At 59.9% G+C, this 18,635-nt stretch carries 16 protein-coding genes; 6 read left to right on the forward strand and 10 right to left on the reverse strand.

Going from position 1 to position 18,635, the window contains the following annotated elements; genetic code table 11:
* Positions 1–61: 61 nt before the first annotated feature.
* Positions 62–913 (reverse strand): alpha/beta fold hydrolase, encoded by an 852-nt coding sequence (locus AC07X9_RS06755; protein WP_086485697.1) that lies wholly within the window; start codon positions 911–913, stop codon positions 62–64.
* 453 nt (positions 914–1,366) lie between these two features.
* On the opposite strand from AC07X9_RS06755, the gene AC07X9_RS06760 reads away from it, so the two are divergent.
* Together AC07X9_RS06760 and AC07X9_RS06765 are read left to right on the forward strand one after the other, a co-directional pair.
* A protein-coding gene (locus AC07X9_RS06760) for an IS630 family transposase (protein ID WP_140159574.1) occupies positions 1,367–2,313 on the forward strand; the annotation gives its coding sequence in 2 pieces (ribosomal slippage) (positions 1,367–1,703 and positions 1,703–2,313; 948 coding nt in all).
* A 44-nt stretch (positions 2,314–2,357) separates the two neighbouring features.
* Entirely contained in the window at positions 2,358–4,193 is a 1,836-nt protein-coding gene (locus AC07X9_RS06765) for a sensor domain-containing diguanylate cyclase (RefSeq protein WP_086485698.1), read from the forward strand.
* Positions 4,194–4,289: 96 nt separating this feature from the next.
* Here AC07X9_RS06765 and AC07X9_RS06770 read toward each other — a convergent pair whose 3' ends face one another.
* The 9 genes from AC07X9_RS06770 to AC07X9_RS06810 form a co-directional block, all read right to left on the reverse strand.
* The gene (locus AC07X9_RS06770; RefSeq protein WP_086485699.1) at positions 4,290–4,526 is read right to left on the reverse strand and encodes an acyl carrier protein; all 237 of its coding nucleotides are present in this window, start codon (positions 4,524–4,526) and stop codon (positions 4,290–4,292) included.
* Positions 4,527–4,627: 101 nt separating this feature from the next.
* Positions 4,628–4,927, reverse strand: coding sequence for a polyhydroxyalkanoic acid system family protein (locus AC07X9_RS06775; RefSeq protein WP_086485700.1), 300 nt, complete (start codon positions 4,925–4,927; stop codon positions 4,628–4,630).
* Between the two features lie 20 nt (positions 4,928–4,947).
* The gene (locus AC07X9_RS06780) at positions 4,948–5,370 is read right to left on the reverse strand and encodes a PaaI family thioesterase (RefSeq protein WP_086485701.1); all 423 of its coding nucleotides are present in this window, start codon (positions 5,368–5,370) and stop codon (positions 4,948–4,950) included.
* Between the two features lie 3 nt (positions 5,371–5,373).
* The gene (locus tag AC07X9_RS06785; RefSeq protein ID WP_086485702.1) at positions 5,374–6,306 is read right to left on the reverse strand and encodes an electron transfer flavoprotein subunit alpha/FixB family protein; all 933 of its coding nucleotides are present in this window, start codon (positions 6,304–6,306) and stop codon (positions 5,374–5,376) included.
* A 25-nt stretch (positions 6,307–6,331) separates the two neighbouring features.
* Positions 6,332–7,081: an electron transfer flavoprotein subunit beta/FixA family protein gene (locus AC07X9_RS06790; protein ID WP_086485703.1), complete on the reverse strand. Its 750-nt coding sequence runs from the start codon at positions 7,079–7,081 to the stop codon at positions 6,332–6,334.
* Between the two features lie 16 nt (positions 7,082–7,097).
* Positions 7,098–8,000, reverse strand: coding sequence for an NAD(P)H-dependent flavin oxidoreductase (locus tag AC07X9_RS06795; RefSeq protein ID WP_254908058.1), 903 nt, complete (start codon positions 7,998–8,000; stop codon positions 7,098–7,100).
* Positions 7,997–9,787 (reverse strand): acyl-CoA dehydrogenase C-terminal domain-containing protein, encoded by a 1,791-nt coding sequence (locus AC07X9_RS06800; protein ID WP_086485704.1) that lies wholly within the window; start codon positions 9,785–9,787, stop codon positions 7,997–7,999. The genes AC07X9_RS06795 and AC07X9_RS06800 overlap by 4 nt, the downstream gene beginning before the upstream one ends.
* Before the next feature lie 55 nt (positions 9,788–9,842).
* A complete protein-coding gene (locus tag AC07X9_RS06805) occupies positions 9,843–12,170 on the reverse strand; it encodes a 3-hydroxyacyl-CoA dehydrogenase/enoyl-CoA hydratase family protein (protein ID WP_086485705.1) in 2,328 nt (775 codons plus the stop codon).
* The gene (locus AC07X9_RS06810) at positions 12,167–13,303 is read right to left on the reverse strand and encodes a thiolase family protein (protein ID WP_084277353.1); all 1,137 of its coding nucleotides are present in this window, start codon (positions 13,301–13,303) and stop codon (positions 12,167–12,169) included. Before AC07X9_RS06810 ends, AC07X9_RS06805 begins: the two co-directional genes overlap by 4 nt.
* A 276-nt stretch (positions 13,304–13,579) precedes the next feature.
* On the opposite strand from AC07X9_RS06810, the gene AC07X9_RS06815 reads away from it, so the two are divergent.
* The 4 genes from AC07X9_RS06815 (at position 13,580) to AC07X9_RS06830 (ending at position 18,486) form a co-directional block, all read left to right on the forward strand.
* Complete coding sequence (locus AC07X9_RS06815) at positions 13,580–14,944, forward strand: DUF3422 domain-containing protein (RefSeq protein WP_086485706.1); 1,365 nt, start codon at positions 13,580–13,582, stop codon at positions 14,942–14,944.
* Positions 14,945–15,070: 126 nt separating this feature from the next.
* Positions 15,071–15,472 carry a DUF2147 domain-containing protein gene (locus AC07X9_RS06820; protein ID WP_176342114.1) on the forward strand — a complete coding sequence of 134 codons (402 nt, stop codon included), beginning with the start codon at positions 15,071–15,073 and terminating at the stop codon, positions 15,470–15,472.
* Between the two features lie 36 nt (positions 15,473–15,508).
* Positions 15,509–16,810 carry an OmpP1/FadL family transporter gene (locus AC07X9_RS06825; RefSeq protein WP_414690573.1) on the forward strand — a complete coding sequence of 434 codons (1,302 nt, stop codon included), beginning with the start codon at positions 15,509–15,511 and terminating at the stop codon, positions 16,808–16,810.
* Positions 16,810–18,486, forward strand: coding sequence for a long-chain-fatty-acid--CoA ligase (locus tag AC07X9_RS06830; RefSeq protein WP_495197982.1), 1,677 nt, complete (start codon positions 16,810–16,812; stop codon positions 18,484–18,486). Before AC07X9_RS06825 ends, AC07X9_RS06830 begins: the two co-directional genes overlap by 1 nt.
* Positions 18,487–18,635: the final 149 nt, after the last annotated feature.

Here is an 18,635-nt window from a genome sequence, read left to right on the forward strand (position 1 = left end):
TTCATTGGAAACGCGGGATCTTTTGTCGGTTGCCCCATGGCAGAAGAGCTTTAAGCGCCATTCACGACCATCGGTCCAAATGAGGCAAAAGAGCATCAAGCACCTGGTCAGGCGCCTCCTCGAGCAACCAGTGGGAGGCGCCGGCGAGTGGGAGAAAATGGTAGTGTCCGGAAACATATCGGGCGGTGGCTTCCGCCGCCACTCGCCCAAGCGCCTGATCATGGGTACCCCAGACGAACAGCGTTGGGACACTGACGGTTCCGACGCGAGCCTTGAGATCGAGCGCGCGATACCAGTTGATCGCGGCAGTAAGCGCCCCTGGCTCACGAAAGCGTCTGATATTTTCATCCAGGCGAGCCTGTGAGAGCTGACCGGCATAAGCACGTTTGAGGCCGGCAGCCTTTTTGCGCAGGAGCAACCATTCGGCGATGTGGAACGGCAGCCGGAACAGATCGACATAACGTGACATGCGGCGTTGATCCGGATTGCTTTGCTTAGCTTCCAACAACGCATCGGTGTGCGGCGTCGAAAGTACGGTCAAAGAATGAAGCCGCTCGCGATAAACAGCAGCGATCCACCAGGAAAGGATACCGCCCCAGTCGTGCCCGACCAGATGAAAGCGGCGAGCGTCCAGGGCATCCGCTACGGCGGCAACATCGGCGACAAGCTCATTGATCGTATAGCTTTCGACCCCCGACGGTCTTGCCCCGGCCGAATAGCCGCGCTGATTAAAGGCGACCGCGCGATAGCCCGCCCCGCCCACCCCACGAAGGATGTCGGTCCAGGCATCGGCGAATTCAGGGAAGCCGTGGAGGAAAAGGACCAACTGTCCGTGCTCGGGACCGCAGCTCAGGGCGTCAAACAACATACCTCGTGCGCCGATCGTGAGCGCGCGGATTAACGGCTCGGCCATAATCAGGATTCCCTATAAAATATCGAGCCCCCGCCCGCCGCCCCATCGCTGCGAACTTCGCCCAGCTTTCAAATTACAGATATCGTATGATATTTGGATGAGATTTGATATTCGTCAATCAAATGCGCATTTTTGGCGCGAGATGGAGCAGGCATCTTCCGATCTTGAGTCTGCCGCATGTGCTGAGCCTGCAGGCTCAATTAGAACGGGATGGCCATTAATGGGCTGAGACGAATCAGTCTCCGCGCCAAAAGCGCTGCGCGGCGACTCAAATCATTCTTCCCTTGGCCCCTGGCCAGTGCGTCTAGTCTCATCGGCGAAGAATCCCCACCACCTAGGCAGCGGCAGGCGATAGCGGCGATTAGAGCGTTTTCCGGCCGACCCGAGTCAAAGGGGATTCACACGGACGCGCTGATCTGATTCAAGGTGCTGGCTGGATGGAGGCCGGCATGGATGGGCAAGCCGTTGTCGATGGATTTGCGGTCGCGAGCGCTGGCCGCGGTTGATGAGGGGATGAGTTGCCGGGCTGCGGCAAGGCGGTTTGGGGTAGCGGCCGCGACGGTGATCCGGTGGGACGACCAGCGCCGCAGCACGGGCACCTACGCTGCCAGGCCGCAGGGCGGGGACACGCGGTCGCGGCGGATCGAGGCGCATCGGGAGACGGTGCTGGCGCTGCACGAAGCGCGGCGCGACATCACGCTGGACGAACTGCGTCGCGAGCTGAGCCAGGCTGGCGTGACGGTGGCGATCTCGACGCTGCACCGCTTCTTCGCCCGGCACGGCATCACGCGCAAAAAAAGACCGGGCACGCGGTCGAGCAGGACCGCGCCGACGTCCTGAGCCAGCGCGAGGCCTGGTTCGATGGCCAGCTCGATCTCGACCCTGCGCGGCTGGTGTTCATCGATGAGACTTGGACCGCGACCAACATGACGCGCAGCCACGGCCGCTGCCGGCGGGGCGAGCGGCTGCGGATGGGCTACCCGCACGGCCATCGCAAGACGACCACGCTGGTCGCCGGCTTGCGCATGACCGGCATGGTCGCGCCGATGGTGCTCGACGGCCCGATCAACGGCGACTGGTTCGAGGCCTATGTCCGACAGGTCCTCGTGCCCGACCTGGGATGCGGCGACGTGGTGATCATGGACAACCTGTCCAGCCACAAGCGCGACAGCGTCCGCGAGGCCATCGAAGCCGCAGGCGCCCGCCTCTTGTTCCTCCCGCCCTACAGTCCCGACTTCAACCCGATCGAGAAAGCCTTCTCCCGCCTCAAAGCCATGCTGCGCAAAGCGGGCGAGCGGACCGTGTCCGGCTTGTGGTCCCTGATCGGCAAGCTGGTCGACCTGTTCCAGCCGCAGGAATGCGCCAACTATTTCAGCTCATGCGGCTATGATCCAGACTGATCGGAATCTGCTCTAGATGCTGGAATCGAGAAATCTGCCGGCAGATGTGGAAGGCGTTGTTAATTGAGTTGTGCCATAATTGGACCATGCTGGACAGGATTCTGAATTTCCGGGCCATAGATGGCGAGTTGCGCCACAGCGCTTTGCTGGGGGCGGTATACTTTTTCGCGGCGTTCCTTTCAGTAACATTCACGCGCTTCGAGGGCGGCGTAGCCATGATCTGGATCGCCACCGGCATACTGAGCGCCGATTTGCGCCACCGTCCCCAATATACTTGGACCTTGCGTAGCCTCGCTTGCGGGTTCGCGGGGATGGTTGTGACGATCTCTGTCGGTCTTGGCCCGGTGGCCGCCATTCCCCTCGCAGTAATCAACGTCGGCGAGGCGGTGTTGACGGCATGGTTGCTCAACAAGGTCCAGCCGGAGCGAGGTCATATGTCCACACCTCGCGAAATCGGCATGCTCATTGTGTTTGCCGGAATTGTCGTTCCATTCATCAGTGCATTTCCGGCCGCAGCAACAGCCAAGCTGTGCGCGGGAGTGCCTTTCTCGACCAACTGGGTGAGTTGGTTCGCGGCTCATGCCCTGGGCGCACTTACCATCATGCCATTGGCCAAGTTGACGCTCGGGGGCGATTTACGGAGATGGGCGGCCGAGGCTCAAAGGACAGACTGGCTGGAGGGCACCCTTCTTCTAATCGTCATGGCCGGCGTCGATTGCCTCGTGTTCGTACAGCATCGCCTGCCGTTGTTGTTCCTTCCCTTCTTACCGCTCATGATTGCGGTTTTTCGGCTTGGGCGCATTGGTGCCGCTGTGGGTCTCGTCATGCTCGCAGCTATTGGCAGCGTCTGCACGCTAAACGCACTCGGTCCAATCAATCTGATAGGAGGGGCGACAGGTCAGCATATACAGTTCCTACAGTTTTACCTCGCAACCGCGTTTCTTATGAGTTTGCTTCCCGCGGCTGAACTCCACCAGCGCAAGCAACTTTACGCGCATCTAGCGGATAGCACTGCACTCTATCAGGTTATCGCAGATCGATCCGGTGACATCGTGCTGGTTCTGGGCATCGATGGAACCATCAAGTTTGCTTCGCCTTCCATCCGACGGATATCTGGGCTGGACCCCAAGTCGCTTGCCGGACGTCTAGCGCTAGACATCGTCCTACCGGACGATATCGCCGATGTCGCAGCGATGCACCGCAGGGCTCTGAACAATCCGGACGAGACTTTCATACAAGAATTCCGCGCCATCCGGGCTACAGGAGAGCCAGGATGGTTTGAAAGCCATAGTCGCGCGGCGATCGACGAAGCAGGAACGGTAACTGGGGCAGTGAGCGTTATTCGGGAGGTGTCTGAGCGCAAGGCTCGCGAACTGGAACTGACCAAGGCCGCGAAGACCGACCCCCTGACAGGCCTTCTGAACAGGCGCGGGCTGGAGGCCATCTATAGCGAAAATATTGTTGAGGCTTCGAGAGGCAAAGGCGCTCGCTGTATTGCCATGTTCGACCTTGATCAATTCAAGCACGTGAATGATCGATTTGGCCACGGCACGGGAGACGATGTTATCAGGGCGTTCTCGGCTATCTTACTTCAATCCATACGTGACACGGACGTCGTGGCTCGGCTCGGAGGAGAAGAATTTGCGATCCTGCTGGCTTCTGCCGACTTAGATCAAGCCAGGACGATATGCGACCGCGTCCGCGTACGTTTTGCAGAGACGAGCATTTTCACTCATGAACAGACCGTGTCACTAACCGTCAGCGTTGGACTGGCTCAAATACCTGCAAAAGCGACGCTTCCTCAGGCAATCAAACTGGCAGATGACGCATTATACGCTGCAAAGGCGGCAGGTCGAAACTGCCTCTCCGTTGCAGCCTGAAGCGCGAAGGGCGATCATTCGGTTAGCGCCGATAAGGGCACAACTCTACGTCTCATAGGAGCGGCCGCAGATCACGCACCTTCATCTCTGGATGCTTTAGCTTTTAAAGCTTTCGACCAACTTCACCGCATCCTCGACCGTCTTGACCCCGCCAACAGCGTCGTCTGGGATTGCTATCTCGAACTCATCCTCAAGCGCCATGACAAGCTCTACTACATCCAGACTATCTGCACCTATATCTTCGTGGAATGAAGCCTCCATCCTCACCTGATCGGGATACACGCCCAAGCTCTTTACGATGATCTCGATGACCCGGTCAGAAATATCGCTCATGGCCTAAACCTCCCAGTGCGTTGGGGAACAAAATCCAAATTAATTTGCTCAGCGCAACGCTTCTGAATTTACTCCCTCGCGCAACTGGTTAGATCAGCTTATTACGCCTTACTCAGCATCTTTTCCGCGCTGGTGCGAACAAAGTCGCCGATCTGTCCCGACATCATCTTCAGGAACATGGGGACAGTTACGTCACCCCGCAGCTTGTCATCATCGACATCCAGTCGGACTGGTATCGTCTGGCCCATGGCGCCGATGGTAAGCTGAAGCGAATGTTCCGAGACCCATGCACTTTTAAGCGAGCCACCCCCTGGGATATGTTGCTCGAGCTTTGGAAGCCCCTGATCAATGCGCCGCTTCGCTTCGGCCTGACCCAGATTATGCGGGATGGTGATTTCCACGGTCGTTATCCTTTAATCGATTATTGGCGCGCCGTTATCAGCAACGTCGATGTAGCAGACGCATAGAGCTTGCCTTGCGCGTCGATCAATTTGGCTTCGGTGTGCGCGACTCTTTTGCCTATTGAGAGAACCTGGCCAATCGCCCTCACCCTTCCGATTTCTTCGGTCAACGGCGCGTGATAGGCTACCTTAAGTTCCAGAGTGACGCAGTTGACCGGCGATGGCGCGGCCGCGTTGGCGGCCACGCCGCAGGCGGAATCCAGCAAAATTGCGGCATAGCCACCATGGGCAATGCCCATGAAATTGTAGCTCTGCCGACCGGGCGAAGCGGAAAAGACCACGCGGCCATGTTCCACCTCGTCCAGGTCGATATCGAACAAAGCCATCATCGGCGGTCGCTCACCAACTGCCATGAGGCTTTTGATCTCGTCGAGACCGGTCATCGCCTAGAGCTTTTCTGCAAGCTCTGGCACAACCTTGAACAGGTCGCCAACCAGGCCGATGTCCGCTACCTGAAAGATCGGGGCATCCTCATCCTTATTGATGGCGATGATGGTCTTTGAGTCTTTCATGCCGGCGAGATGCTGAATCGCGCCGGAGATGCCGACGGCGATATAGACTTCGGGAGCTACGATCTTACCGGTCTGGCCGACCTGATAGTCGTTGGGCACATAGCCTGCATCGACCGCGGCGCGGCTTGCACCAACCGCTGCGCCCAGCTTGTCAGCCAACGGAAAGATAGTCGCTTCGAACGTCTCGCCATCCTTCAACGCACGGCCGCCCGACACGATGATCTTGGCGCTGGTTAGCTCGGGCCGTTCCAGCCTGACGATCTCGGCGCCGACGAAGGAGGAAATACCCTTGTCCCCGGTCGAGTTCACGGCTTCCACCACACCGCTGCCGCTGTCCTTCGACGCCTTGTCAAAGGCCGTGCCGCGAACAGTGATGACCTTCTTGGCGTCCTTCGACCTGACCGTGGCGATGGCATTGCCGGCATAGATTGGACGGGTGAACGTGTCCTCGCTCTCAACCGACAGGATGTCGCTGATCTGCATGACGTCCAGCAGTGCAGCGACGCGCGGCGCGATGTTCTTGCCGTTGCTGGTGGCCGGCGCGACGAACGCGTCATGATGGCCCATCAGTTCGACGATCAGCGGCGCGACATTCTCGGCCAGCGCATGGGCAAAAGCCCCGTCGTCGGCGACATGGACCTTGCCCACGCCGGCGATCCTGGCGGCTTCTGCGGCCACGCCGTCGACGCCTTGGCCGACGACCAGCATATGGACTTCGCCCAGCTTGGCTGCGGCGGTCACGGCAGAAAGGGTCGCATCCTTGACGGCCCCGCCCTCATGTTCGACCCAAACGAGCGTCTTCGTCATGCTGCAACTCCTGCTTTCCGGCGGCTCACGCCGCAACTCCCAGGGCCTTGAGTTTGGCCATCAGTTCATCGACATCGGCAACCTTGATGCCGGCCGAACGCTTGGGCGGCTCGACGACCTTGAGCGTCTCCAGCCGTGGCGCGATATCGACGCCGTAATCAGCTGGCGCCTTGGTCGCGAGCGGCTTGGCCTTGGCCTTCATGATGTTGGGCAGCGAGGCATAGCGCGGCTCGTTGAGGCGCAGGTCGGTGGTGATGATCGCCGGGATGGAGAGCTTCAAAGTCTCCAGGCCGCCATCGACTTCGCGGGTGACATTGACCTTGTCGCTCTCGACCTCGACCTTGCTGGCGAACGTGCCCTGCGGCAGGTTCAGCAGCGCGGCGAGCATCTGGCCGGTCTGGTTGCTGTCGTCGTCGATCGCCTGCTTGCCCAGGATGATCAGGCCAGCGCCTTCCTCTTCCTGCACCTTGGCGAGCAGCTTGGCGACGCCCAGCGGTTCGACATCATCATCGGTCTGGATCAGGATTGCGCGGTCCGCACCCATGGCGAGCGCCGTGCGCAGAGTTTCCTGCGCCTTGGCAACGCCGATCGATACCGCCACGACCTCGCTCGCCGCGCCCTTTTCCTTCAGGCGAATGGCTTCCTCGACGGCGATTTCGTCGAACGGGTTCATGCTCATCTTGACGTTGGCCAGGTCCACGCCCGTGCCATCCGCCTTCACGCGCGGCTTCACATTGTAATCGATAACCCGCTTCACGGGCACAAGGATCTTCATCAGGACATCCTATCTGTCATTGAAGTGTCGCTTCGAATTCATGCTTGAGGTCATCGCACAGCGCGCGCGCGGAGCGCCGCGCCTGCGTCGACCCCACGCCGTGCCCCGCCGACCAGACCGTCTTCCAGGCACGCGCTTCCTCGGAGAGCGAGAGGGCGCCATGCTGCTCGGGAACGCTTGCGGCTGCGAGGCTACGTCCCAGGAAGTTGGCACCGATCCCGGTGACGCGATCGGTGTAGACGATGTCGGCGGCATTCGCTTCGATCATCATATCTTTCTGGTCTCCGCCAGCGAGACTCTCCTCCGCAGCGATGAAGTGCGAGCCGATATAAGCCAGGTCCGCCCCCATCAGACGGGCGGCGGCGATCTGCTGGCCCCGCGTAATGGCGCCTGCCAGCGCCAGCGGCCCCGAAAAGAAGCGGCGTATTTCTTCGACCAGAGCAAAAGGACTTAACGTTCCGCCATGCCCCCCTGCCCCGGCTGCCACCGCGATCAGTCCATCCACGCCGGCAGCTACCGCTTTTTCCGCATGGCGCACGCTGGTAACGTCGTGAAACACGAGACCCCCATAACCCTGCACGACCTGAACCACCTCGGCTGCCGCACCCAGCGAGGTGATGACGAGCGGTACGCGGTGCCGGACCGTCAACTCCAGATCAGCCTCGAGCCTGGGATTGCTTTTGTGAACGATGAGATTGACACCGAAGGGCGCAGCCCCCTCTTCCCCCGCAAGCCGTCCCTCTATCTCGTCGAGCCATTCTCCATAGCCTTCGCTGCTACGCTGGTTGAGGACGGGAAAAGTGCCCAGCAACCCTGCCTTGCAGCACTCGACCACCAGGTCCGGACCAGAGACCAGAAACATCGGCGCGACGATGGCCGGGATCGCAAGTCGGTCGCCAAGAAGTGCGGGGAGCGTCAAAAGATCTCATCCTCCAGCGCCATCATCGACTTCTTGCCTGCCTTGATCGACAGGAAGTGCGCGGTCGCCTGCGGCAGGATTCGCTCGAAGAAGAATGTCGCCGTCTTGATCTTGGCGTCGTAGAATTGCTTGTCTTCAGTTCCGAAAAACAGCTGAAATCCGGCGATTTTGGTGGCTTTGGCAAAACAATAGCCCATCGCGACCAGACCGAGCAGACGAAGATAATCTGTCGACGCGGCACCGGCTTCCTCCGGATCCTTCATTGCTCGCTGGGCGACTGTCGCGGTCGAAAGCTGAAGCGCGCCAAATGCCTTGGCCAGCGCCTCGACCATCGGCTTCATCGGCCCGTCGACATTGTTCTCCTCGATGAAGGCCGAAACGGGATGGAAGAAGCTGCGCAGATAACGACCCATATGAGCGCCAAGCTTTCGACCGACGAGGTCAAGTGCCTGAACCCCGTTCGTGCCCTCGTAGATCATGGTGATGCGGGCATCGCGAGCATATTGCTCGACACCGCTCTCGCGAATGTATCCATGTCCACCATAACATTGGACCGCCAGGTTGGCGCTTTCAAAGGACATGTCGGTGAACATGGCTTTGACGACCGGCGTCATCAGCGCAATGAAATCCGATGCACGCTGCCGCACTTCCGGTTCCGGCGAATGCTTCTCCGCATCGAGCGCGCGAGACACCCAGGCCGACAAGGCGCGACAACCCTCATTATAGGCGCGCATCGTCATCAGCATGCGCCGTACGTCAGGATGCACGATGATGGGATCGGCCGCCTGATCGGGATATTTGGGTCCAGAAAGTGCGCGACCCTGGATCCGGTCTTTCGCATACCATGCCGCCGCCTGATAAGCGGCCTCGCCCACGCCCAGCCCCTGGATGCCTACCGACACGCGCTCGGTATTCATCATCGTGAACATCGCGGCCATGCCCTTATTGGGCTCGCCGACCAGCCAACCGACGGAATCGTCAAAATTCATCTGGCATGTAGCGGATGCCTTGAGGCCCATCTTATGTTCGATGGCCGCGCATTGCACGCCGTTCGATGGTCCCGGAGTGCCATCCTCCTTCGGGAGATATTTGGGCACGAGAAACAGGCTGATGCCCTTCACGCCTTTTGGCGCATCGGGGAGGCGCGCCAGAACCAGATGAATGATATTTTCGGTGAGGTCATGCTCGCCGGCTGAGATGAAGATCTTCGAGCCCGTGACCTTGTAGCTGCCGTCGCCCTGGGGCACGGCGCGCGAACGCAAAAGACCAAGATCGGTACCGCAATGCGGTTCGGTCAAGCACATGGTGCCCGACCACTGGCCACTCACCATCTTGGGCAGATAGGCCTGTTTGAGCGCATCACTGCCATGGCCTTCCACGGCAGTCGTCGCGCCGTGGGTGAGCCCTGGGTAGAGGCCAAAGCTCAGATTAGCCGAACAGATCATTTCCTCCACGAGCTTGTTCACCGTCTCCGGTAGACCCTGACCACCCCATTCCGGATCGGACGCGAGCGAGGTCCAGCCGCCTTCTGCGAACTGGCGATAGGCTTCCGGAAAGCCCTGCGGCGTGCGCACCACGCCATTTTCGAGGTGGCAGCCTTCCTCGTCACCCGATCGGTTGAGCGGTAAGAGCACATCGCGGCAGAAGCGGGCTGCTTCCTCGAGCACCGCATCGGTCAGGTCCGGGGTGAACTCGGACAATGCGGGGATATCCCCGAAACCGTCATCCTGATGGAGCTCGTTGAGGACAAAGCGCATGTCGCGCAGTGGAGCGTCATAGACTTGCATGGTTAAATATCTCCCCGCGGGCCAACGCACCTGACGGCGCACGACCCGCATCTTGTCAGTTGCGAAGCGGCTTGCCGGTCACAAGCATCTGCTCCACGCGCGCCTGCGTCCGCGGGTCACGAACGAGCTGCATGAAAGCCTTGCGCTCCAATGCGAGAAGATCGGCTTCGCTGACGATATCGATCAGATCCTTCTCCCCGCCAGACAGCACATCGGCGAGCGCACCCGAGACCACCCCGTCATAGGACGTGGCGAGACCGCGAGCCTGGAAGCCTTCGACGGCGAGTTCGAGGGCCACCTTGCCGCCGGCTCCAGGCAGACGAAATTCCGGCGGAGCGGGCGGCGCATATCCCTCGACCAGTGCAAGAGCCTTCGCCTTCGCATCGCTGAGAAGACGAACGCGGTTCATCGTGATGCCGTCGCTGGGTCGCAGGAAGCCATATTCTTTTGCTTCGGCCGCGGATTTGGCGACCGTCGCTGTCGAAACGGTCTCGAAAACCTTTGCGACGGAAGGCATGGGCCCTTTGGGCAAAGCGGGATTCTGCCGCCAGCGATCGAGCATCTCACCGCAGCCACCCCAGCCGGGGATCAGGCCCACCCCACATTCGACGAGGCCGATATAACTTTCGGCATGTGCCTGAACCGCGTCGCTGTTCAGCAGTATTTCACAACCACCGCCCAGGGCCATGCCCGATGGCGCGCTCACCACCGGGAACGGCGCATATTTAAGCGCCTTGTAGGCTTCCTGGCCACCCGCGACGAGCTTTTCGATTTCGCCCCATGCCGCGATATTGAGCGCGAACAGGGCAAGCCCGAGATTCGCGCCGGCCGAGAAGTTGCTGCCTTCATTATAGACGACCAGCGCTTTGTATTTCTCTTGCACCAGCGGGATGGCTTTGCCGATCAGGGCCATGACGTCACCGTCGAGGGCGTTCATCTTGCCGGTGAATTCGAAGGCCACCACACCGTCGCCGATATCCCAGAGTGCGGCCGAACCGTTCTTGATCAGCGGCTGCGAGGAGAGCTTGATGTCCTCGAGCAACAAGACACCTTCGGGCCTGACGACATCATGATAATCGCCATCCAGTCCAAGATATTGCCGTTTGCCATTTTCCACGCGGTAGAAACTGCGATCTCCCGCTAACGTCAGCAGCGCCGGCACCGGACGGCCTTCGGCGGCGAGCCGTTCGGCGAGCTTCGCCGCGCCGATCTTGTCGATGAGTTCGAAGGGCCCGAACTTCCAGTTATACCCAAGCTTCATCGCCGTATCGACGCCAACGATGTCGTCAGCGATTTCCGGCACGAGGCTGGCGGCGTAGGACAGAGTCGCACCGAGGATGGCCCAGGCATAGGCGCCCGCCTCACCGGGTAGGGCGATAAGAGCTGCAAGGTCGCCTTTACCAGCCGCGCCAGAAACAGACGGCGCCTTAATGGCCGGCCGATAGTCGCCGGTCGAAAGATCGATGGCCTCCTTGCGTTTGCCGGCATCTCGGTTCAGGCGGTAAAAGCCGCCTTTGCCCTTGCGGCCGGTATAGCCGTCCGCGATCATCCGGTCGATTAGCGGCGCGGGCCGCGCGATCGCCTGATAGGGATCATCGGCCGGCAGGGTCGAGGTCAGGCTCTTTTGCAGATAGGGCATGAGATCGATGCCTACGAGATCGACAAGCCCGAAAACCCCTGTCTTGGGGACCCCCATGGGCTTTCCCGCGATCGCATCAGCCTGTTCGACCGTGATTCCCAGGTCGAAGGCTGCGTTGAGCGCCGCCTGAATCCAGAAGGTGCCAATGCGATTGGCGATGAAGCCCGGTGTATCCTTTGCGCGAACCACGCTCTTCCCAAGCGTGCGATCTGCGAAGTCAGCGATCCGTTCCACCAGAGCCGTATCGCTCTCGGCTCCTGTCACGATCTCCAGCAGCCGCATATAGCGGGGCGGATTAAAGAAATGGGTGATAAGAAAGTGGCTGCGAAAGCCTTCCGACCGCCCCTCGATCAGTTGCCCCAGCGGGATGGTCGAGGTGTTGGATGACACGGCCGCATCCGGTCTGCGATGCGCCTCGATCTTCTCGTAAAGCCCGTGCTTGAGATCCAGCCGTTCGACAATCGCCTCGACGATCCAGTCACAATCGGCGATTTTCGCCAGATCGTCCTCGATATTGCCAGTTTCGACCAGCTTTGCCGCCGCCTTCGACATGAAAGGAGCCGGGTCCGTCTTGAGCATCTTGGCCACCGCGCCCGCCGCCACGGCGTTGCGATCATCAGGATCGCGCACGATATCGAGGAGGAGAACGGGAATACCGGCATTAGCGACCTGCGCCGCGATGCCCGCACCCATCGTGCCTGCGCCGATGACGCAGACCTTCTTCACGGAAGCAGGGCCGCTCATTCCGCTGCCTCCAGCACCGTCGCAATCCCCTGCCCGCCACCGATGCACTGGGTCGCGAGCGCATATTTGCCACCTTCGCGCTTCAGCAGCGCCGCAGCCTTGCCCACGATGCGCGCGCCGGTCGCTCCCAAAGGATGGCCGATGGCGATCGCGCCACCGTCGACATTGACCTTGTCGACATCGAGCCCAAGATCGGAAATGCAAGCCAGCGACTGGCTGGCGAAAGCCTCGTTCAACTCGACAATATCGAGTTGTCCAACATCGAGGCCTGCACGGCCAAGCGCCTTGCGCGAAGCCTCAACCGGACCGATGCCCATGATCTCGGGCTGACATCCCGAGACCGCGACCGACTTGATCCGCGCCAGAATGGGAAGCCCGTTGGCAAGCGCATAGTCTTCGCTGGCGATGAGAACCGCGCTGGCGCCATCGGTCAAGGGTGAAGATGTGCCTGCGGTTACGGTTCCTTCTTGGGCAAAGGCAGGCTTGAGGCCGGCAAGCGCTTCCACCGTCGTTCCGGGACGCGGCGTGCCGTCCTTGTCGACGATGCCGGCTTTGGTCGGGATCGGGACGATCTCGGCCTCGAGCTTGCCCGCAGCGATGGCGGAGGCGGCCTTGTCCTGGCTCGCGACGGCAAAGGCTTCCTGCTGCGCACGCGAAATCTGATACTTGGTGGCGACGTTTTCAGCAGTGTCGCCCATCCCGAGATAGGCGGCCGTCTTCTTGGCCAGCTCAGCGTTCGGAAGCGGATTGAACCCCATCATCGGTACACGGCTCATCGATTCGACGCCCGCGCAGATAAAGACCTCGCCCGCGCCCAGTTGAATCTGCCCGGCAGCGATGTGCACAGAACTCATCGACGATCCGCAGAAGCGGTTGACCGTCATGCCAGCGACCGAGAGCGGCAGATCAGCCAGAAGGCCGATGAGACGCGCGACGTTGAAGCCTTGCTCCCCCTCGGGGAAGGCGCAACCGAGCACGATATCCTCGATATCCTCGGGCTTTACACCGGTACGTTCAATCAGACCGCGGATGACCTGAGCAGCCAGATCGTCCGGGCGGACGCGCGCAAGCGCGCCCTTGCCAGCCAGATGAAACGGCGAACGGGCATAACCCGCGACAACCACATTACGCATCGATCGAAGCCTCTCCATGGAATCGGGAATCAGAAACACGCTGATGACCTAATGGTGCTTAGATTGACCTATACGTCAACAGAAATGTTTGGCATGGTACCCAGAAGCGGCGCGAGCGAGCACGGGCCATGTGAAGAAGGAGGGTGGCCGTGACAGCAAGGAATGCCTGAAAACCCGCCCCCAGCCCCGACCCAAGCAAACGCTGATGCGTCCGGCAATGCGGCGATCCCGGCCCATCCACAAAGGTAGCGTGCGCCGCGCTGAAGGAGATTCGAAATGCGCCTTCATGAACATGCCTTGCGCCGACAGGTCGTCAACGAAATGCACCTGCGGCGATTTGCGAGACTAGATCCGCCGGCGCTCGCCATACAGACCGTACGACTGCTCGATGACGAGCAGTGGGAGAAGGAGTGGTCCGTGATCAGCGATCTGCGTGTTGCAGAGCTGGATCGTACCGCGCGACATATGGAAACCGGCTGGAAAGATGCTGTCCGTATCGCTTGGGAAAGGCATAGCGAGGCAATCACAACCACCCTTACATTTGCTACGGAAAACAAAAATCCGGAGTGGAACTTACCCCTGACCGGACCTTCTGCAGAGGCTTTGACCTGGATGGAAGAGCTTCCTGGTAGCGTGATCCGCGCCACGCAGATCGTCGTCGTCACCAGCGACAGCGCTGCCGCCGAGCTTATCGAGAGAGCTGCATTTCACCCTGCCCATTTGGTTTCATGCGTCGTCGACGATGCCATCCGGATCTGGAGCGACTTTCGCATACATGCAGAAGGGTATGGGCGCCTAGTGGTCGCGACCAATGGCGCAAGCGTTGACGAGGTTTCCCGCTGTATCCAGCGCGTGCAGGAACTGGGGAACTATCGGAACCTCGCGCTTCTCGGTTTGCCGACTGCGCGACATGGCTGGAGCGTGCTGGATGAGATCGAGCGCAGTCTGGACGAGACTGGTCGGGCATTGCGCGATTCTTCGCGCACTGATGATAGCCTTCTTGCCTCTCTGTCGTCGCTGACCGCAAGATTGCTAACATTAGCGAGTGAAACGGATTCAAGGCTGAGCGCCACGGCCGCCTATGCTGAGATCGTCGCAGAGCGGCTTACCGATCTCGTTGCATCGCGCCTTCCAGGATTCCAGTCGCTTAGCGACTTCACCGGAAGGCGCTTTAATCCAGCGGTCCGAACATGCCGGGATTTTCAGACGCGCCTAGCCCAGGTCAGCCTTCGAGCCGCACAGTTCACTGCCCTCCTGCGCGCACGGATCGAGACACACATTGAAAATCAGAATGCGTCGCTGCTTGCTTCAATGGACCGCAGCGTTCGCATGCAGCTTCGCCTCCAACACCTGGTCGAGGGACTCTCAGCGGTTGCCGTGGGCTACTACGCGCTCGGCCTAATCGGATACCCTCTCAAGGCAGCCGAGAAGGCATTCCCCCCCTTTTCCTCCGTTATTGTCCTGGGGGGTTTGGCTCCGCTGGTTGCGGTGATCGCATTTTTCTCAATCGCCTACGCACGTCGCCGAGCCGTCGCCGACGCCTCGGTCAAGTCGATACGTAAAGAAAACCCGGACAGCGGTGGGATGCATCGCCAGCCTCCGGAAGCGGCAAACAGCCACCGGACTAAATCGGAAGAATGATGACGATTTGAGTCCTTGACTTACCTATACGTCAACATGATGGTGAGGGAGAGGCCGATTCGAGCCACTTCGACGCGGTCCAGCAAAGAACAATCGCGTTAGCGGTGCCTCATGGGAGCGGAACGAATGACAATCTTACTGGCAATACTGGCAGCGGCATCGATGCCGGCCGACGCAGCGGTGGGTCGTTGGCAGACCGAAAACCGACATGGCGTGGTCGAGATTGCCAGATGCGGTTCATCCATCTGCGGCACTTTGCTGTCCTCCGACGGCCTTCGGGCGAACCCGCAGTTGCGCGATGAGAAGAACAAGGATGCGCAGCTGCGCAGCCGCCCCCTGAAAGACTTGCGAATCCTGCAGGGCTTCCAATGGAAATCCGGCTCCTGGTCCAGCGGCACCATCTACAACGCCGAGGACGGCGGCACTTACGGCGCGACCGTCACCGTGATCGACAGCGATCATTTGCGCCTGAAGGGCTGCATCGTCTGGCCACTGTGCAAGACCCAGACCTGGATACGTTTACGCTGACATCAACGCATCTGAAATAAATCACGCGAGGGGAGAATAGCATTGAAACACGGCCTGAAACGTCATGTAACCGTAGCTCTTGTCGGAGCGCTGGCAGTGCCGCAGGTTGCACATGCCGGTGGCTTTTATCTTCAGGAACAGTCGGTCAAGGGCGCGGGCCGCGCATTCTCAGGCGAAGTTGCCGATCAGGGAGCGGAATCTCTCTGGTGGAACCCGGCGGCGATCGGGGGCGTGTCAGGCGTCGATAGCCATTTCGCGATCAGCGCGATCCTCCCCAAGGGTAGTATCGACAACGTCAATACGCTCATCGTACGGCCGGGACAGACGCCTGCAGCGGTCGGTGGTGATCAGAGATCGCGTAATCCCATCAACAACGGCATCCTCCCATCAGGAGCGATCGCCTTTGCAGTCAGCCCGAAACTGGCCGTCGGGCTCGCACTGACATCGCCTTACAGCTTTACCACCGACTACGAGGCGACAAGCTGGGTGCGCTACACCACCGATAAGACGAAGTTGCGCACCTACGATATCCAGCCGTCAATCGCGTTTATGCCAACGCCCAACCTCAGCATCGGCGCGGCGCTGAATATCGAATATGCGGACGCTACTCTGTCTAATTATCTGCCCAATCTTTCCCCGCTCCTGGCCGATGGCCATCAGGAACTCAAGGGCGATGGTTGGGATCTGGGCTGGACTGCTGGTCTCCAATATCGCGCAGGTCCCGTCACACTGGGTGCGAGCTACAAGTCCAGCGTGAAGCATGACCTGAAAGGTTCGATCACAACGACCGGGCTGCTCGGACCGCTAGCCGGACAAAATGGCTCGATCGACACCGGCGCGAGTTTCCGCACGCCCTGGCAGGCAACAGTCGGCGCACGCGTAGCGGTGTCTCCCAGGCTGACCTTGAACAGCCAGATTGTCCGCTTCGGATGGTCGGAGTTCGACAGCATCAAGCTGGGGTCTCCGCTCAATACTGCCATCCCGGAAAACTACCGAAACACCTGGAGCTTCGCGGGTGGCATTGATTATTCTGCCTCCCCCCAATGGACCATCCGCGCAGGCGTGCAGCACGATCAAACCCCGACGAGGGACGGCAATCGCGACGCGCGCGTGCCAGATGCGGATCGATGGAACTTCGCGGCGGGCAGCAGCTTTGCTCTTTCCCGCAATTTCACCCTCAATGCCGCCGCCGCTTACATCGCTTTCAAGGACGAGACGATTGATCGGACAACTGCCGCTTATGCTGGAAGTGCCGCGCAGACCCCCATCCTGGTCAACGGCGGGGTGAACGACGCTCATGCCGTCGTGCTGTCCCTTGGTGGTCGGTTGACCTTCTGATGTTCGAGGCTGCCATGGCTGAACCCATTTCAGACATCTTCGACGGACAGCAGGATCCGTCGCTTCCACCCCGATTGATCACCGACCTGCTGGATAACGCGGTTGCGCTCTATCCAGACCGGATAGCGATCGATTTCCTGGGTAGAACCTGGACCTACGGTGAGATCGGCGGCCTCGTGCAGAGGGCAGCCAGGGGCCTGCAGGATCAGGGCTTGAAGAAAGGCGATCGATTCGGCCTTTGCCTGCCCAATTGTCCGTACTTCGTTGTCCTGTATTTTGCCGCACTCCAGGTCGGTGCGATCATCGTGAATTTCAACCCTCTCTACACCGAGCGAGAACTTGAGCATCAAATCCGCGACTCAGGCACGCGGATGATGGCCGTACCGGATCTGAAAGCAATCCATGGGAAAGTGGAGGCGGTTGCTGCAAGCGCCGGCCTGGACAAGATCATTCTGTGCGGCATGGTCGACATGTTGCCGCGGATGAAAGGCTTGGGCTTTACCTTGTTCAAGCGCAAGCATCATGCTCGTGTACTGGACGAGAGCATTCACGTCCGTTTGAACAGACTCTTGTCGAGCAATGTTCTCCCGAATCCTGTGCGGCGTGAGCCGGACGACGTTGCGGTGTTGCAATACACCGGCGGAACGACCGGTGTTCCCAAAGGAGCGATGCTCACGCATGCCAACCTCGCCGCCAACAGCGCGCAGATGGTCGTGCATGTTGGGGGGCACAGCCCCCGCCAAGAGCGCACACTCGGCGTTCTGCCCATGTTCCATGTCTTTGCGCTCACCACAGTGCTGAATTTCTCCGTCGAGATCGGTGCGGAGATGGTGCTGCTTCCTCGCTTCGAGATGGACCAGGTCCTCAAAACCATGAAGCGCAAGCCCCCCACCCAGTTCTTCGGCGTGCCCACCATCTATGTGGCTCTCAACGGGCTCGCGGACGACAAGATTCCGAACCTGTCGTCAGTGAGAGCCTGCATATCGGGCGGTGCCCCTCTGCCCCTCGATGTCCGGGAGCGTTTCGAAGAGCGGACCGGGGCAAAAGTCGTTGAAGGCTACGGCCTTTCCGAGACGGCCCCTATCATAGCGTGTAATCCCCTGGACGGCCTCGTGAAAGACAACAGCTGTGGGCCGCGCTTTCCCGGCACCATCCTGGAAATCCGCGATCCGGAGAACCCTACGAGGGTGCTTCCCCAAGGCGAGCAGGGCGAAGTCTGCGCCCGGGGCCCACAGGTCATGAAAGGATATTGGCAGCGCGAAGAAGACACGCAGGCGGTATTCGTTGAGGGAGCGCTACGGACTGGGGACATCGGATATCTCGATGAAGATGGCTACCTCTTCCTTGTCGATCGCATTAAGGACGTGATTTTTTGCGGCGGCTATAATGTCTATCCTCGCATCATCGAGGACGCCGCATACCAGCATCCAGCCATCAAGGAGGCAATCGCCATTGGGATTCCGGATCCTTACCGAGGTCAGTCGCCCAAGCTCTTCGTGGCACTACACAAGGATGCAACCGTCACTACGGGCGAACTGAAGGATTTTCTTCGAGAGCGCCTCAGCAAGATCGAGATGCCAAAAGCGATCGAAATTCGCGATAGCCTGCCCAAGACCATGATTGGCAAGCTATCGAAGAAGGAACTTGTCGAGGAGGAGAATAAAAAGCTCGCATGAGCGCCACCAGCCTGCCACTGTCAAACTTTGCTGTTTTGCAACAGGCACCGTGGGATGAGGGTGGCGGACATTGATAGGCGGAGCAAGGCGAACGTGAGACGTGAGCGGATCAAAGCGCCTGTTGATAATCACGGTGCCGCGGCGCGGGA

The organism is Sphingobium sp. GW456-12-10-14-TSB1 (assembly GCF_059424385.1).